Origin of the sequence: Reichenbachiella sp. (assembly GCF_965233835.1) — a bacterium.
GTDB lineage: Bacteria > Bacteroidota > Bacteroidia > Cytophagales > Cyclobacteriaceae > Reichenbachiella.
Genome location: NZ_OZ247585.1, coordinates 604,613 through 620,727 on the forward strand (window position 1 = coordinate 604,613; position 16,115 = coordinate 620,727).

Genomic DNA, 16,115 nt, shown 5'->3' on the forward strand with positions numbered 1-16,115 from the left:
CTTAATTTGAGAAGCCTATGCGCAAAGAAGAAACGGTCGATTATCACATCAAAGTAGTTTGGCACGCCATATCTAGAATGTATAACCAAGGAGGTGCCATGAAAGGCATTACAGCTTCTTCAGGATTTGTACTTCTCAACATTGATCAGGAAGAAGGAACCCCAGCTACAAAAATCGCCCCGCTATTGGGAATGGAATCCAGAAGTCTAACGCGCATGTTGAAAACCATGGAGGAAACAGGCCTTATCTACAGAGAGAGAGATACGGAAGACAAACGATCGGTGAGAATCTATCTTACAGAAGCAGGAAAAAAACAAAGAGACTTTTCAAGAAAAGCTGTCATCTATTTTAATGACAAAGTAAGAGAAGCAATTTCACCTAAAAAGTTAGAAGCCTTCTTTGAGGTGATGACTACCATCGACAACGTAATAGAAGAAAATAAAAATCTTGACCAAAAAATACAGTTAATCGAAAATGAATAGAGCTATAAAAAAAGTAGCGATTCTTGGTTCCGGAATCATGGGGTCTAGAATCGCTTGTCATTTTGCAAACATTGGAGTAGAAGTTTTGCTCCTGGATATTGTGCCGAAAGAGTTGGATGAAGCGGAAAAGGCAAAGGGTCTTACCCTTGAAGACAAAGCGGTTCGTAACAGAATAGTGAATACAGCCTTTCAGAATACACTGAAAGCCAAGCCGGCCTCACTTTATGATAAAAAGAGTGCTAGTCTGGTGAGTCTGGGAAATTTTGATGACGACATGTCCAAAATTTCTGAATATGACTGGATCATGGAAGTGGTGGTTGAAAGATTGGACATCAAAAAGATTGTTTTCGAGCAAGTTGAAAAATTCAGAAAGCCAGGGACACTTATTACTTCTAATACCTCAGGTATTCCTATCCATTTCATGGCTGAAGGCCGAAGTGAAGATTTCAAAAAACATTTCTGTGGAACACACTTTTTCAACCCTCCAAGGTATTTGAGATTGTTGGAAATTATTCCAACCAAAGAGACAGGTCCAGAAGTCGTAGAATTCTTAATGAACTATGGAGATCTTTTTCTCGGAAAAGAAACTGTGCTCTGTAAAGACACGCCGGCATTTATCGCCAATAGAATTGGAATCTATGCGATTATGTCTGGCATGCACGCTGTAGAAAAAATTGGCCTCACAGTTGGTGAGGTAGACAAACTCACAGGGCCGATTATCGGACGAGCAAAATCAGCTACTTTCCGAACGATGGATGTTGTTGGTTTAGATACAACAGTCAATGTAGCCAATAATTTGTACGAAGGTTTGCCAAACGATGAGTCGAGAGAAAAATTCAAACTCCCAAAAATTGTAAAAGAACTTTATGATAGAAAATGGTGGGGAGATAAGACAAAACAAGGCTACTTCAAAAAGACCAAGGACGAAAATGGCAAAAAAGAAATCCTTGAGCTTAACCTCAAGACTTTTGAATATGGCCCAAGAACCAAAGGGCACTTCGATGCCATCGGTCAGGTAAAGGACATTGAAAATGTAAAAGAAAGAATTCCAATTTTGGTAAACTCAGAAGGCAAAGCCGGTGAATTCTACCGAGCGACTTTCTACGATATGTTCAAGTACTGTTCCATGCGAATTCCAGAGATCGCAGATGAATTGTACAGAATAGATAATGCGGTGGCTGCAGGTTTCGCTTGGGAAATTGGACCATTTGCCACCTGGGATGTGCTGGGTGTGAAAGATACAGCAGCCAAAATGGAAGAAGCAGGTATGAAACCTGCTGACTGGGTAGACGAAATGCTTGCCGCTGGAAATGAGAGTTTTTACAAATTCGAAAACGGCAAAAAGCTCTACTATGACATTCCTTCCAAATCGTATAAAGTTATCCCGGGAACTGAAGGTCTCATTATTTTAGACGCGTTCAAGGAAAACAATATCGTATACCAAAACCCAGGTTGCACACTTTATGATGTGGGTGATGGCATCCTCAATCTGGAATACCATACGAAGATGAACGCCATGGGTGCTGAGATCATTGAGGGAATTAATGCTTCTATTTCTAAAGCTGAGGAAAGTTATCGAGGTTTGGTTATCGGTAACGAAGGACAAAATTTTTCAGCTGGGGCAAATCTGGCGATGCTCTTTATGTATGCTGGAGATCAGGATTTCGATGAAATCAATATGATGATCGGTCATTTCCAAAATACCATGATGCGGGCCAGATATTCATCTATTCCGGTAGTTGTTGCTACTTCAGGCATGGCACTGGGCGGTGGCTGTGAATTGTCGTTGCATTCAGATCATATTCAAGCACATACTGAAACTTATATGGGATTGGTGGAAGTCGGAGTAGGTTTGATCCCTGGTGGTGGTGGTACCAAAGAGATGACTTTGAGAACATCAGATGCCTATAGAGTAGGAGATCCTGAACTCAACGTGCTGCAAGAAAATTTCATGACCATAGCAACAGCAAAAGTGGCGACGTCTGCTTATGAAGCTAGAGATTTGGGATTCGTTAGAAAGTCAGATGATTTTACGCTAAACAGAGCTCGACTTTTGGCGGATGCTAAGAACAAAGCGATCGAATTGGCTGAAGCAGGATATACTCAGCCTGCTCAAAGAACGGATATTAAAGTTCAAGGAAAATCTGGACTAGCTATGTTCGAAGCAGGTGTTGCTGGTATGAGATACGGAAATTACATTTCTGATCATGACATGAAAATTGCTCAGAAAATTTCTTGGGTAATGAATGGTGGTGACCTTTCTGCACCTACACAAGTTTCAGAGCAGTATCTACTGGATTTGGAACGTGAAGCATTCTTGAGTTTAACAGGTGAACCTAAAACTCTCGAGAGAATCCATAGTATTTTGTTCAAGGGAAAACCGTTGAGAAATTGATTTAAGAATCAAGACAATAGAACCAAGATCAAAAAGCAGCATTTTGAAATTGACTTAACCTTAATAGAACATGCATAATTTTAAAGAGCTAGCGATTTGGCAAAAAGGAATGAACGTAGTAATGGAGTGTTATAAAATCACAAATCAGTTTCCGAAAAATGAACAGTTTAATCTTACGAATCAACTTCGTAGAGCAGCTGTTTCAGTGCCTTCAAATATTTCAGAAGGCTCATCTCGGAAATCTGACAAGGATTTTAACCGATTTTTACATATTTCCTTGGGTTCATTATTTGAACTTGAAACTCAATTAATTCTTTCGGAAAAACTGGGCTACGTAGAAGGCCCAACTTTTAATAAGTTGGAAAATCAAATCACTGAACTTCAAAGAATGATTTATGGTTTTTCTAATAAAATAAGTGATAACTATTCAAAGTCTTGATTCTTAGATCTTGACTCTTGAATCATAAAATCTTAATCAAATGGAAGCATATATAGTAAACGGATATAGAACAGCAATTGGCAAATCAAAAAGAGGTGGCTTTAGATTCACTCGTCCGGATGATTTGGCAGCTGATGTGATCAAACACCTGGTGGCAGACGTACCAACACTCGATCCAAAAAGAATAGACGACCTGATCGTTGGTAATGCCATTCCCGAGGCGGAGCAAGGTATGCAAATGGGAAGAATGATTTCTCTCCTTTCTTTGCCGATAGAAGTTCCAGGAGTAACTGTCAACAGATACTGTGGTTCGGGCTTAGAAACTATTGCAATTGCTGCAGCAAGAATTAAAGCAGGAATGGCGAATTGTATCATCGCCGGAGGAACGGAAAGTATGTCCTTAGTTCCAATGCTTGGATATAAAACAGCGTTGAACTGGAAAATTGCTGAGAAGACACCTGAGTACTATTTGGGTATGGGGTTGACAGCTGAGGAAATCGCTGTTGACTACAAAATTTCTCGAGAAGAAGCTGATGAGTTTTCTGTAAAATCACATGACAAGGCTTTAGCAGCTTTGAAAGAAGGAAAATTCAAAGACGAGATCGTTCCGATCACAGTCAAAGAAACTTATGTAAACGAAGAAGGCAAAAAAGCCGAACGTGAATTTGTAGTGGATACTGATGAGGGCCCAAGAGCAGGCACTTCTATGGATGGCTTGGCTCGACTGAAACCAGCTTTCAAACAAGGAGGCGTGGTAACGGCCGGTAATTCATCTCAAACTTCGGACGGAGCCGCTTTTGTGATGGTCATGTCTGAGGCTATGGTGAAAGAATTGAAACTGGAGCCTGTAGCCAGAATGGTAACTTACACGGCTGCTGGTGTAGACCCAAGAATTATGGGTATTGGTCCGGTAGCAGCTATTCCAAAGGCTTTGAAACAAGCTGGCTTGAAATTGAATGACATTGATCAGTTCGAATTGAACGAAGCCTTTGCTACTCAGTCATTGGCTGTCATCAAGGAGGCAGGTTTGGATCCAGAGAAGATTAATCCGAACGGAGGCGCCATTGCATTGGGACACCCACTTGGCTGTTCTGGAGCGAAGCTATCAGTTCAGTTGATCAACGAAATGCGAAGGAGAAAACAAAAATATGGAATGGTGACTGCTTGTGTTGGTGGCGGTCAGGGCGTAGCCGGAATCTATGAATTCCTGAAGTAACGAGAATTTTTATTATGAGAAAACGCTGATTGCGTAGAAGGCCTCGATCCCGATAGCTATCGGGACGGGGCCTTTTTATTTTATCGAAATTCACAATCGTAGAATTTTATTTCTTAATTATAAATTTATCCAATGAAAGTTTCGTTTACGGAAAAAAGGCTCTGCAATATTTCCAACTTATTTGGTTAATAGCTATTTTTATCATCCAAGTGGACTTTTTTATTAGACTACTTAGCATACTAATCCAACAAATGACTAGCAGATGATCACGGGCGATCATCTGCTTTTTTTATATTCGCCTTATTCCGAAATTTTTTATATCTATTTTTATATGATGAAAAACCTTGTGCTCATATTTCTGACATTTGTAATGTTGTCTTGCTCAACAAAGAAGGACGAACCTTTACGCGAGGAAGAATTGATAGGAAAATGGACTAATCTTTCTTTACTGGTGACCATGAAAAGATTGGAAAAAGAGGACTCAATATTACATGCCAAAGAAGGAGAGTGGGAAAAGGTCCTGAATATCAAACCCATCTTGTCAGAGTTTAAAAAAGACGGAACCTTCACTGCTCAATATTCTAACCTGGAGGAGGAAATCATAAAAGAAGACGAAGGCAAATGGTTTATCAGAAATGACTCTCTGGTGATTGAAGTGGACGGAGCCGAAACAACCTATCACTTTACCGTGAACAACGATCGTGTAATGTACAAGGCTAAACTGGATTGGGACGGAGAAGGTCACAAAAATGATTTTTACGACGGGATCCAGGTAAAAGTAAAGGAATAATCAAATGCTGAAAGTAGGAGATCAATACGAAACGGAATTTAACATTTCGCAAGAACAGGTGAATGCGTTTGCTGAATTATCAGGAGACAAAAATCCCTTGCATATAGATGCTGAGTTTGCTGCTGGTACTAATTTCAAATCACCAATCGTGCATGGTATTTTTACCTCTGCAGTTATCTCCAAAGTATTGGGCATGGAGTTTCCGGGTCCAGGTACTTTTTACCTGAGTCAGAAATTAGATTTTAAAAGAGCCATCTATCCAGGCAAGAGATACATCGCCAAATTCGAAATAACAGAAATTCGAGAAGGTAAGCATATAGCGCTGATTAGTACACAATATTTTGAAACGGAAACAGGAAGGAATAGAATTGTACTGGATGGACAAGCCGAGGTTAAAAACCTAGAGCAGCTCCCATAATTAGTACAGTCGATTGTAGTCAGTATTTTATTTCATAGATACGAGGCATCCTTATATTGATTTTGGTCGTAACCAAATTGTCGGTACCCAATACCGAACTCACTCATTACAAAACCAACACGATGATTAGACGTCAACTCAATGCGTACATCCAATCTTACCAAGGTCTTTCCCGAGAAATATGGCTGCTTGCCTTAATCACATTAATCAATAGAGCGGGCACCATGGTGGTGCCTTTTTTGTCTCTATACCTTACGGCCAGTTTGGGTTATTCACTTTCGCAAGTAGGTTGGGTCATGACCGCATTTGGGGTAGGATCTATATTAGGCGCTTGGCTTGGCGGAAAACTCACAGACCTATTTGGTTATTACAAAGTGATGTTGGCCAGTTTGATTGGAGCAGGCGTGGTCTTTATTGTTGTTCAATATTTGAATGACTTTTGGTTTTTGACCGGAGGAGTTTTTGTGCTGATGCTAGTCGCAGATATGTTTCGCCCGGCCATGTATGTGTCCATTAGGGCTTACAGTAAACCAGAAAACAACACCAGATCCGTGACGCTCATCCGTCTAGCAATCAACCTCGGTTTTTCGTTTGGCCCAGCCATGGGTGGGCTTATCATTGCCACCATGACTTACGGTTCTTTGTTTTGGATTGACGGAATTACCTGTCTTGTGGCTTCGATTCTATTGTATATGCTTTTGAACGAAAAAGATGGCATGCCCATAACCGACGAAAAAGCGAATGGTCAAAAAAGCCAGTCGGCATATTCTGATTTACCATATTTGATTTTTCTGGCCATTGTGTTTTTGACAGCTATTGTGTTTCTGCAAATGTTTGCCACCGTTCCTGTTTACTACAAAACAGTTCATTTGTTGACCGAAGGACAAATTGGCTTATTACTCGGCATGAATGGAATGCTCATATTTTTGTTCGAAATGCCTCTGATCAATTGGCTGGAGAAAAGCCGAATCTCAAAAGCTACTGTTTTGTTGGTTGGCACATTGATTCTCGGTTTGGGTTTTTTAGTATTTAACCTTTCGGAATGGGTGGGCATATTGGTGATCAGTATGTTTTTCATCACACTGGGCGAAATGCTCATATTTCCATTTGCTAATTCGTTCGCTATGGAGCGTTCTCAACGAGGAAAGGCCGGAGAATATATGGCATTGTTTCCCATTGCTTTTTCGGCCGCGCATATCGTCGGACCCAACATTGGTATGCAGTTGATCGAAAACTATGGATATGGATTTACCTGGAGTATGACTTTTGTGGCCACAGCTGTAGGCTTAGGACTTTGTTTATATTTGAAATACCGGCTCAAGACCGAAACTTATGGAAATACAAATCAAAAAATTTCATCAGCTGTCTCTTGATCAGTTGTATCAAATCCTGAAACTTAGAATGGATGCATTTGTGGTGGAACAAAACTGTCCTTATCCGGAATTGGATAATTTGGATCAAAGAGCCACTCACTATTTCATTGAAAAAGAAGAAATGGTCATAGGATATCTGAGAGTTTTTGAAAAAGAAGAAAGGGTAGCCAAGATCAGCCGGGTAGTATGCACGAAACAGGAAAGAGGCCAAGGCCTCAGTCGTGAATTGGTGAAATCAGCATTAGTTGAATTGAAGAGTAATTCATATTTTCAATCCATTATACTGCAATCTCAAGAATACCTGACGGACTTTTATGCTTCTTTTGGTTTCCAAAAAACTTCTGAAGTTTATCTAGAAGATGACATTCCACATGTGGATATGAAATTGTCTCTTTAGCACTAAAGCACATTTTTATAATAATACCCCTCACTGATATCTGACCAGTCATTGAGTTGTTTTCTGAAATTCAGATAATGCTCGTAGATCTTCTTGCTTTGCGCATCTGATTCTACAACCTCCAGTACCACCTCTTCGGCGATTTTTTTCAATGGATCCAAAACATGCTTTGAAAACGGACGAATGTCTACTTTCTCCTCTTTCATTTTTTGTAGATAGACAGCATTTTTTTGTTCAAACTCCAGAAGCATCCATTGGTTCAATCTGTAGATCGCGGCGCGAACGATTTCTTGAAGATCCTTGGGCAATTCATTGAACTTGTCTTTGTTCATGATCATCTCCAATACGGTGCCCGGCTCATGCCAACCTGGATAATAATAATGCTTGGCCACCCGATGGAACCCCATCAGATAGTCGTGATAAGGGCCGATCCATTCGGTAGCATCGATCACGCCTCGCTCCAAATTAGTGAACAACTCACCTCCGGCTACGAGCACTGCAGTACCCCCGGCTTTATTTATAATTTTACTACCCAGTCCTGGCATCCGCATTTTCAGACCTTCGTAGTCCTCAATGGTATTAATTTCTTTGTTGTACCATCCACCAGCCTGTACTCCTGTGTTTCCTCCGGGCAAAGGAATCAGGTTGAAAGGCTCATAAATCTCGTCCCACAATTTATTGGCGCCGCCGTTGATGATCCAAGCATTCATTTGCTGGGCGTTCATGCCGAATGGCACTGAAGAGAAAAATTGTGCCGCCGGAATTTTACCAGCCCAGTAGTAGCCCGATCCGCTAGCCATTTCCACTGCGCCGTGGCTCACAGCATCAAAGCATTCCAAAGAGGGGATCAATTCACCGCCACCATAGACTTCAATTTTTAATCGGCCACCGCTCATTTCTTCTACCCATTTGGCAAGCAGTTTACAGCCTTCTCCCAATACAGGAAAATTTGGAGGCCAGGTGGTCACCATTTTCCATTGGTAGGTATTGTTGAAGTTGATATTTACAGTATCGATTTTGGATTCCTTTTTATCACAGGATGTGATAATCCCGGCAGCTCCGGCAGCCGCGACAATACTTCCGGCTTTAATAAATTTTCTTCGAGATGATTCAGCCATTGACTTGATTTTCTTAGATCAGCCAAGATAATCAAAACTGGGAACGGAAATAAAAATGGATAGAATTACATCATGTAATTCTATCCTACTAGCTGGTTGTGTGAATTAGTTTTTGAGCAATCGATAATGATATCTGTTTTGGCCAGCTACTACCATCACATGATAGAGCCCGGTTTCAAAGGTAGATATCTGAACGGTCGACTGATGACTTTGTTTGATCAATTGGCCTGAGCTATCATAGATAGCAATCGATTTGAAATTTGGAATGTTTTCTATGGAAAAAGAATGGGTGGCTGGGTTTGGATAGAGCTTTACCCCATAGGCTTGACTCCCCAAACTCAAGACAGATTCTTCAATTTCTGTTTCCTGTTCCTCTATGACCAATTTTCCACCCACCAAAGTGAATGTATAGTTATCGGCAGATCCGCCGGTTAGTGCTATGTCATATTCGCCTGCTGTGCCTGCCACACCGTCCGTCGATATCGAAGGAGGCACAATATCCTCCTTCGAATCGCCATTTACAAACCCGTTATAAACCATCACCAGTTCAGGGATTGTTGTCGTTGTCGGAATTGAGATGTCTTCTGCTGTGATGGTGAGCGGTGCCTTTGCCACCGAAACCTTCTGCTGACTATTACCAGAAAAATAGCTATCATTTGAATTTTGAGATGCTGTGATGGTGCACTCACCGGAATTTTTGATAGTTGCTGTTTTTCCTTTGATGCCAATGATATTTTCATCACTACTCGTAAATGAAATTGTAGCATCACTGTTGCTGGTAGCCATAAGCTCAAAGGACTCGTCACCATATTGAATTCCAGTAAGGTTCATTATCTCAATGGCGACTTCTTCAAAATCATTACCTACTACTATTGGAAAAAATTTACCTCCTGTTTGTGCATCATCCGTAAATGTGTGATGAACCTGATAATCAGATCCGGCCATGTCCATGCTGTAAAGCACTCCTTCATTTCGTGGGTATACTCGCGTCGTACCCCATAATCGCCCACGGAAAGCAACGATACCAGTAGTATTGTGATGAGCTGTACTTTCGAAAGAATAAAGAACGCTGTGTTCATGCGTGTTTAGATCAAATTTAGTGATAAGATTGGCCCACCCATATTGACTGTTTTCACCATATTCCGTCATGTATAAACTGCCACTATAGAGGTATGGCAGCGCCTTTACATAATTGTACCCACTAAACGATACATGCTCTTTGAATTCACCACTTACTAAATCTATGGAATAGAGACCTCCTTGATTATATGTGTTTTGGTCTTTGCTGATTCCCCAAACCTTTTGATCATAAGCAATCAGGCCATACTCAGGCTCATCGTCTGAATCACTAAAATCGTGCTCAATTTGAAAATCCGTGCCATCATCTTTTAGACTAAATACGTAATCATTCAATCCCCAGAGCCGACCATCTATGAACGATAGTTTTCCTCTAGGCCGTCTCCCATCAGAGTATTCAAAATCAAATAATACTTCGAAATTATTCCCTTCGGTGTCGATACGAAATATATATCCGTAGATAGATGAGCCACTAATAGCTGATACACCATAGAGCATATTGTTGTGGTACAATAAATCACTTCCATTAATTTCAAAGTCTAATATTTTAGTTTTCTCATATGTTTCTGGTTCAATGCTAAGTACAGTGCCATTGCCATATGCTCCACCTTTATAACCTGTGATAAAATAGCGATCATCAGTGTGTAACAAATTACGCCAGCCTCCCCCATTTTTATCATCAAAGGTGTGAAGCTTGCTGAAGCTATTGTCGGATGGGTCGAGCTGGTACATGATGGCAGATTCGTTATAACCCCAGGATGTAAAGCCGAAGAATTGATCATCGTGTATAACAAATGGTTGCCTTGGCTCAGCACCATTGCCCTCTCCTGCAAATGAATGAAGGGTCGTGACTTGACCGCCACTTAAAGAGTAAATTGTACCTAAATCATGATCTCCTTCATCGTCAGTAACACCATAATATTTGCCGTCGAGCTTCATGATGCTCAATGGAGAACCAGCTCCTTGATCTTTGAAATAATTCGACCCAGTTAAAAACGGCGTTCGAGCGCTTGCAACATACTCGAACCAAGCATCATTAGTTACGCCGAAGATGTCACCATCTTCATTGATTAAACTATTGGGCCGACCAGAAATCACATTTCCATTAAATAACCACTGGTGTTGCATTTCTGAACCATCGAGTTCGCACGAGAATAGTGCAGAGAAATTACCTGAGTTGTAAACTCCAAATATTTTTGATCCATTGTATACTAGCATGCTCGGACTACTCCCTCCAAGAAGGTCATCGGCCAAACGATAGATTACATTGTACTGCTTCTCTGCTATGTCATAATTAAAAATTACTCCGTCGGAATCTTCATCTTCGAGACCGAACCCGTTACTAGTCGCTCCCCATATTTTATCATTTATTAATATGAGACTCGTTGGGTTGGCACCATTTTGTTCTTCAAAATGGTGAACGATTTGATATTCTTGGTTAATTAAATCATAATAGGCTAATGTGCCATCACCATAGTCTCCATCATTTGGTTTGTATCCCCTGGTGATCCCCCAAATCTTGTTATCATGAAAGAATTGACCGTGAAAAGTGTATTCGAAGTCATATAGTTTTTTATAGTTGCTTCCATCGAGGTCCAGCGTAAACAATACGCCATTATTAAATTTTCCTGCGTCTGTAGACAGGCACCACCAATTGTTGTTGTAATAATAATGTTGCCCTATTCCGGTCGGGTCATTCAGTGAACCAACTGGTGTCACCTGTTGATCGGCAAATCCATAACTGGCGATAGACCCATCTGATTGGGTAAAAATGAATTGACCATTGTCCTGAGCCATGGCCAATTGGGAAATAAGTAACGAGATCAAAAAAAGAGCTGAGAGGTAGATGCTTGGCTTCATAGTGATACAGTTTTGTAATTGGCGAAGTATGCCTCAAAACTGCATGCATGTATTAGTTTTTTTCCAACCCACCCCGGGTAGTTTTATCCTTATAAATTCTAATTAGTTTGAGAAAAAGCTTCTCTGGCTTCTAGTCGTGTAGATACACCCAGTTTCGCATAGATGTTTTTAAGGTGATACTTCACCGTATTCACACTCAGAAAAATATCGTCTGCGATTTCTTGATTGGATTTATTGGTAATGGCTAATTGTAAGATCTCTACTTCACGATCTGTCAAAGTATTGTGGCCTTGATTTTTTAGGCGATCAACGTCTAACTGAATCTGATCCAACTTCACATCCGAAACAATATTAGATATTCTCAATCGAAGTGTATCAATTTCAGTTTCGAGGAGTTGCTGTCTCACTTTGTTTTTTTGGCGATTCATCCAGAAGAATAAAACGAAACCAATGAGTAATAATCCGATTACCACAAATAGAAAAATTTTCGAGCTTCGCTCGTTAGCTAGTTCCAGTTCTTTGTTTCTGGCCAAGAGGTTCAGCTCCTTTTGTTTTTGATCAATGCGATTGGTCATTTCAATTTCTTTGAGTTTAAGCAAGGGGCTTTCTTTTTCTGCTTGCGCTCGTATTTCATTCAACCCTTTTTGAAACTCAAAGGCTTCTTGATAGAGCCCAGCTTGCTGATACGTTTCAACCATCTGCTTAATGATCCTAGATTCCTGCCTGCTCATTCCTGCCGAGCGAGTAGCTTCTAATTGCTCTTCAAATATTTTTAGGGCTGTTTTGTACGCACCCTTTTCTTTGTGCCAAATTGCACGAGATACCTGCACATACATCAAATGTCTCTTCAGTCCCATTTGAGTGAAGTACTTCTCAGACAAATCAAGGTATGACTTAGCTTCTTCAAATTTTTTCCACCTGCTGAAATTATCTCCCAAATTCAGCAGCCGAGTAGCCATACCAATGGTATCGCTGATGGATTCATGTAGGTGGTACGACTTTTCAAGATAAAGCTTTGCGCTGTCGTATGATTTTTCAAAGATGAAAGTCATCCCGATGTTGTTGATTGTCTTGGCCTTGCCTCTAATGTCTTTCGGGAATCTTAAGGCCAATGACTGACGGTAAAAATCCCGAGCCAATTCGCCTTCATTCTTGTACATATACTGACCCCCGATAGCAGAAAGTGTAAGTGCAATAGCAGAAGAGTCTCCACGCAGCAGATCTAGTTCATAGACTTTTTTAAAGTAATGTAATGAGCTGTCCCACTGATTAAGCGCACTAAATTGAAGTGCTTTATTGTACATGATGTCATTCCATAAAATACTTGGTCTATTTGGGCAAGTCTCTTGTGCTAGGTTAGTCCAATCCAGCGACTCCCGATGTGCTAGCAGGTCGAAATACGCCAACGCCAAGTTCAAATAATGTTTCGCCCTAAAAAATTGTGCCGTATCTGGTGCCGCAGCAATTGCTTCTTCAAAAGTTAAGATAGCATCGGTCGATTCGTAATTCGCCAAGTATGCTTCACCCTTGGCGGCTAGGAGCAAATAGTGATTCGGGAATTCTAGAAGTTGATCATGAAGATATTGATGAGCAGAATCGTAATCTCCATTTTCGATCAGGGTTTCAGAGTAGGTGATGGTTTCTGAGATGTTTTGGCTCAAAAGCGTCCATGGCAACAGAGATAAAACGAGTAAAGAGAAATTCTTCATTGGCGATTAGTCGGTATTTCAATCAAAACATAAAAATATATACACCCAAGATACAAGCGAAAGCAAAAACCGGACAATGTGACTTCAATTTCAAATATCACGCCTATTATCCAGACATAATGTCTTGATTCACATGATTTTATGCTTTGGAATGTGATTTGATCGCTCTTTGGTGTAAATCAAGAAAAAACATGAATTTCAATATATATACAGTTAAATCTCAAGAGGTCATCAATAAAGCTGGGGAGTTGGTTTTGGCTAGTGGCCAACAGGCCATAGAGCCGGCACATATATTCCAAAGCATTTTGGAATCTGACGAAAACGTCATCGGTTTTGTTACCAAGAAATTAGGCGTGAACAAAGAGCAGCTGATTGAGAAGATCAATGCACAAGTTAGTTCATATGCTAAGGTTTCTGGTCAGCAGCCCTATTTGTCCAACGACTCGGCAGCGGCTTTGACCAAGGCCGAATCCATTGCAAAAAAACAAGGCGACGAATTTGTGGCCATAGAACATTTGATCTTAGGAATTTTGTCCGGTAAGGATAAAACGGCAAGTATTTTAAAAGAATCTGGTTTCAGCCAAAAAGATTTGGAAACCGCCATAGAAGAACTAAGAGGAGGAAATAAAGTGAATAGTCAAAACGCAGAATCAAACTACCAGTCTTTGGAACGCTACTCCAAAAACCTGAACCAGTTGGCCAAGGATGGCAAAATTGATCCGGTGATTGGTCGTGATGAAGAAATACGAAGGGTACTACAGATTTTGTCTCGAAGGACAAAAAACAACCCGATGCTCATCGGTGAGCCGGGTGTGGGGAAAACGGCCATCATTGAAGGTATGGCCCAGCGAATTGTAGACGGCGACGTACCAGAGAACTTGAAGAGTAAAGTATTGTACTCTTTGGACATGGGTATGCTGGTGGCTGGTGCCAAGTATAAAGGGGAATTTGAGGAGCGTCTGAAAGCCGTAATCAAAGAAGTGACCGATTCTGCCGGTGAGATCATTCTCTTCATAGACGAGATCCATACTTTGATTGGAGCTGGTGGTGGAGAAGGCGCTATGGATGCAGCCAATCTGCTCAAGCCAGCTTTGGCCAGAGGTGAACTGCACGCGATTGGCGCTACCACATTGAAGGAGTACCAAAAGTACATCGAGAAAGACAAAGCACTTGAACGTAGATTCCAGACCGTTTTGGTGGATGAGCCGTCAGAAGTAGATGCCATTTCGATCCTTCGAGGCATTAAAGAAAAATACGAAGTGCACCATGGGGTGCGTATAAAAGATGATTCGGTCATTGCAGCTGTGGAGCTATCAAGCAGATATATTTCTGATCGTCAGTTGCCGGACAAGGCGATCGACTTGATGGATGAAGCAGCATCAAAATTGAGAATCGAAATTGATTCTCTGCCGGAAGAGCTGGATGAATTGCAACGAAAAATCATGCAGTTGGAAATTGAACGTGAGGCAATCAGAAGAGAGAAAAACAAAGACCGTGAAAAATCACTTTCTAAGGAAATTTCAGATTTGTCTGAAAGACGTGATGAGCTAAAAGCGAAATGGGAAAACGAAAAAGCCGTCATCACGGGCATTCAAACGGAAAAGGAAAATATAGATAAATATAAAGCAGAAGCCGACAAGGCTGAACGTGAAGGAGACTTTGGTAAGGTAGCCGAATTCAGATATGGCAAAATTCAGGAAGCGGAGAAAAAACTCGAAGAGTTTAAAACACAACTAGCCCAGATGCAGGGAGAGAGTTCGCTGCTGAAGGAGGAAGTTAGCTCAGAAGACATAGCGGAAGTTGTGGCGAAATGGACTGGTATTCCTGTCCAGAAAATGTTACAAAGCGATCGCGAGAAACTCTTGAACCTTGAAGATGAATTGGGCAAACGTGTAGCGGGTCAGGCAGAGGCCATAGAAAGTATTTCTGATGCGGTACGAAGAAGTAGAGCAGGTCTTCAAGATCCTAACAGACCGATTGGATCCTTCATTTTCTTAGGTACCACTGGTGTGGGCAAGACAGAGTTGGCGAAAGCCCTGGCCGACTACCTTTTCAATGATGAAAATGCCATGGTAAGAATAGACATGTCTGAGTATCAGGAGCGGCATGCTGTGAGTAGGCTCATAGGCGCACCTCCAGGATATGTAGGCTATGATGAAGGCGGTCAGCTGACTGAAGCCGTACGAAGAAAGCCTTATTCAGTCGTACTCTTGGATGAGATCGAAAAGGCTCACCCAGATGCGTTCAATATATTGTTGCAGGTTTTGGATGATGGCCGATTGACGGATAATAAGGGTCGTTTGGCGAACTTCAAGAATACAATCATTATTATGACAACCAACATTGGTTCGCACTTGATTCAGGAAAACTTTGGGAATCTCAATGCAGACAATGAAGGAGAAGTTATAGAGAAAACCAAACGAGAAGTGTTTGAATTGATGAAGCAATCGGTGCGGCCAGAGTTCTTGAACCGTGTGGACGAAACCATTATGTTCCGTCCTTTGACGAAGGAGAACATTCGCAAGATTGTAGGCATTCAGTTCAAACTGATTCAAAAACGATTAGAAGAGAACGGTATGAAGTTGGAGGGTTCGAACCAAGTCCTGGATCGCCTGGGCGAACTAGGCTTTGATCCTCAGTTTGGAGCTAGACCGCTGAAGCGTGTCATGCAGAAGTTGATTCTCAATGACTTGTCAAAACAGATATTAGCTGGAAAGATCAGCAATGAATCTGTGATTGGTATGACACTCAATGACCAAAACGAGATTGAATTTATCAACCTAGATGAGGTGAAGATAAGTGACCAGTAAATGATCCATAGACCCCAATTATTTTTTGGGG

The 16,115-nt window shown here is 41.2% G+C and carries 12 protein-coding genes; 9 read left to right on the forward strand and 3 right to left on the reverse strand.

What is annotated here, in order from left to right:
- Positions 1-17 precede the first annotated feature (17 nt).
- The 8 genes from ACO6S2_RS02550 to ACO6S2_RS02585 all read left to right on the forward strand — a co-directional run bounded on the left by ACO6S2_RS02550 (position 18) and on the right by ACO6S2_RS02585 (position 7,510).
- Complete coding sequence (locus ACO6S2_RS02550) at positions 18-482, forward strand: MarR family winged helix-turn-helix transcriptional regulator (RefSeq protein ID WP_422360949.1); 465 nt, start codon at positions 18-20, stop codon at positions 480-482.
- Positions 475-2,877: a 3-hydroxyacyl-CoA dehydrogenase/enoyl-CoA hydratase family protein gene (locus tag ACO6S2_RS02555; RefSeq protein ID WP_422360950.1), complete on the forward strand. Its 2,403-nt coding sequence runs from the start codon at positions 475-477 to the stop codon at positions 2,875-2,877. Before ACO6S2_RS02550 ends, ACO6S2_RS02555 begins: the two co-directional genes overlap by 8 nt.
- A 70-nt stretch (positions 2,878-2,947) precedes the next feature.
- The gene (locus tag ACO6S2_RS02560; protein WP_422360951.1) at positions 2,948-3,316 is read left to right on the forward strand and encodes a four helix bundle protein; all 369 of its coding nucleotides are present in this window, start codon (positions 2,948-2,950) and stop codon (positions 3,314-3,316) included.
- 40 nt (positions 3,317-3,356) lie between these two features.
- Positions 3,357-4,532, forward strand: coding sequence for an acetyl-CoA C-acyltransferase (locus ACO6S2_RS02565; protein WP_422360952.1), 1,176 nt, complete (start codon positions 3,357-3,359; stop codon positions 4,530-4,532).
- 331 nt (positions 4,533-4,863) lie between these two features.
- Positions 4,864-5,322: a hypothetical protein gene (locus tag ACO6S2_RS02570; protein ID WP_422360953.1), complete on the forward strand. Its 459-nt coding sequence runs from the start codon at positions 4,864-4,866 to the stop codon at positions 5,320-5,322.
- Between the two features lie 4 nt (positions 5,323-5,326).
- Positions 5,327-5,740: a MaoC family dehydratase gene (locus ACO6S2_RS02575; RefSeq protein WP_422360954.1), complete on the forward strand. Its 414-nt coding sequence runs from the start codon at positions 5,327-5,329 to the stop codon at positions 5,738-5,740.
- Between the two features lie 122 nt (positions 5,741-5,862).
- Positions 5,863-7,113 (forward strand): MFS transporter, encoded by a 1,251-nt coding sequence (locus tag ACO6S2_RS02580; RefSeq protein ID WP_422360955.1) that lies wholly within the window; start codon positions 5,863-5,865, stop codon positions 7,111-7,113.
- A complete protein-coding gene (locus tag ACO6S2_RS02585) occupies positions 7,073-7,510 on the forward strand; it encodes a GNAT family N-acetyltransferase (protein WP_422360956.1) in 438 nt (145 codons plus the stop codon). The genes ACO6S2_RS02580 and ACO6S2_RS02585 overlap by 41 nt, the downstream gene beginning before the upstream one ends.
- A gap of 2 nt (positions 7,511-7,512) precedes the next feature.
- Here the strand turns inward: ACO6S2_RS02585 and ACO6S2_RS02590 are convergent, their stop codons facing one another.
- From ACO6S2_RS02590 to ACO6S2_RS02600, 3 genes are all read right to left on the reverse strand, one after another.
- The gene (locus ACO6S2_RS02590; RefSeq protein WP_422360957.1) at positions 7,513-8,628 is read right to left on the reverse strand and encodes a TRAP transporter substrate-binding protein; all 1,116 of its coding nucleotides are present in this window, start codon (positions 8,626-8,628) and stop codon (positions 7,513-7,515) included.
- 105 nt (positions 8,629-8,733) lie between these two features.
- Positions 8,734-11,565, reverse strand: a complete 2,832-nt coding sequence (locus ACO6S2_RS02595) for a choice-of-anchor tandem repeat GloVer-containing protein (RefSeq protein WP_422360958.1) — start codon at positions 11,563-11,565, stop codon at positions 8,734-8,736.
- A gap of 98 nt (positions 11,566-11,663) precedes the next feature.
- Entirely contained in the window at positions 11,664-13,274 is a 1,611-nt protein-coding gene (locus ACO6S2_RS02600; RefSeq protein WP_422360959.1) for a LuxR C-terminal-related transcriptional regulator, read from the reverse strand.
- 191 nt (positions 13,275-13,465) lie between these two features.
- Between ACO6S2_RS02600 and clpB the strand changes: the two genes are divergently transcribed.
- A complete protein-coding gene (gene clpB, locus ACO6S2_RS02605) occupies positions 13,466-16,084 on the forward strand; it encodes an ATP-dependent chaperone ClpB (RefSeq protein WP_422360960.1) in 2,619 nt (872 codons plus the stop codon).
- The last annotated feature ends 31 nt before the right edge of the window (positions 16,085-16,115 follow it).

What these genes read in the sequence shown, in the direction of transcription:
- ACO6S2_RS02600 (WP_422360959.1), bottom strand. Translation starts at nt 13,274, where the DNA reads ATGAAGAATTTCTCTTTACTCGTTTTATCTCTGTTGCCATGGACGCTT.
- ACO6S2_RS02555 (WP_422360950.1), top strand. Translation starts at nt 475, where the DNA reads ATGAATAGAGCTATAAAAAAAGTAGCGATTCTTGGTTCCGGAATCATG.
- ACO6S2_RS02560 (WP_422360951.1), top strand. Translation starts at nt 2,948, where the DNA reads ATGCATAATTTTAAAGAGCTAGCGATTTGGCAAAAAGGAATGAACGTA.
- ACO6S2_RS02575 (WP_422360954.1), top strand. Translation starts at nt 5,327, where the DNA reads ATGCTGAAAGTAGGAGATCAATACGAAACGGAATTTAACATTTCGCAA.
- ACO6S2_RS02595 (WP_422360958.1), bottom strand. Translation starts at nt 11,565, where the DNA reads ATGAAGCCAAGCATCTACCTCTCAGCTCTTTTTTTGATCTCGTTACTT.
- clpB (WP_422360960.1), top strand. Translation starts at nt 13,466, where the DNA reads ATGAATTTCAATATATATACAGTTAAATCTCAAGAGGTCATCAATAAA.
- ACO6S2_RS02565 (WP_422360952.1), top strand. Translation starts at nt 3,357, where the DNA reads ATGGAAGCATATATAGTAAACGGATATAGAACAGCAATTGGCAAATCA.
- ACO6S2_RS02590 (WP_422360957.1), bottom strand. Translation starts at nt 8,628, where the DNA reads ATGGCTGAATCATCTCGAAGAAAATTTATTAAAGCCGGAAGTATTGTC.
- ACO6S2_RS02550 (WP_422360949.1), top strand. Translation starts at nt 18, where the DNA reads ATGCGCAAAGAAGAAACGGTCGATTATCACATCAAAGTAGTTTGGCAC.
- ACO6S2_RS02570 (WP_422360953.1), top strand. Translation starts at nt 4,864, where the DNA reads ATGATGAAAAACCTTGTGCTCATATTTCTGACATTTGTAATGTTGTCT.
- ACO6S2_RS02585 (WP_422360956.1), top strand. Translation starts at nt 7,073, where the DNA reads ATGGAAATACAAATCAAAAAATTTCATCAGCTGTCTCTTGATCAGTTG.
- ACO6S2_RS02580 (WP_422360955.1), top strand. Translation starts at nt 5,863, where the DNA reads ATGATTAGACGTCAACTCAATGCGTACATCCAATCTTACCAAGGTCTT.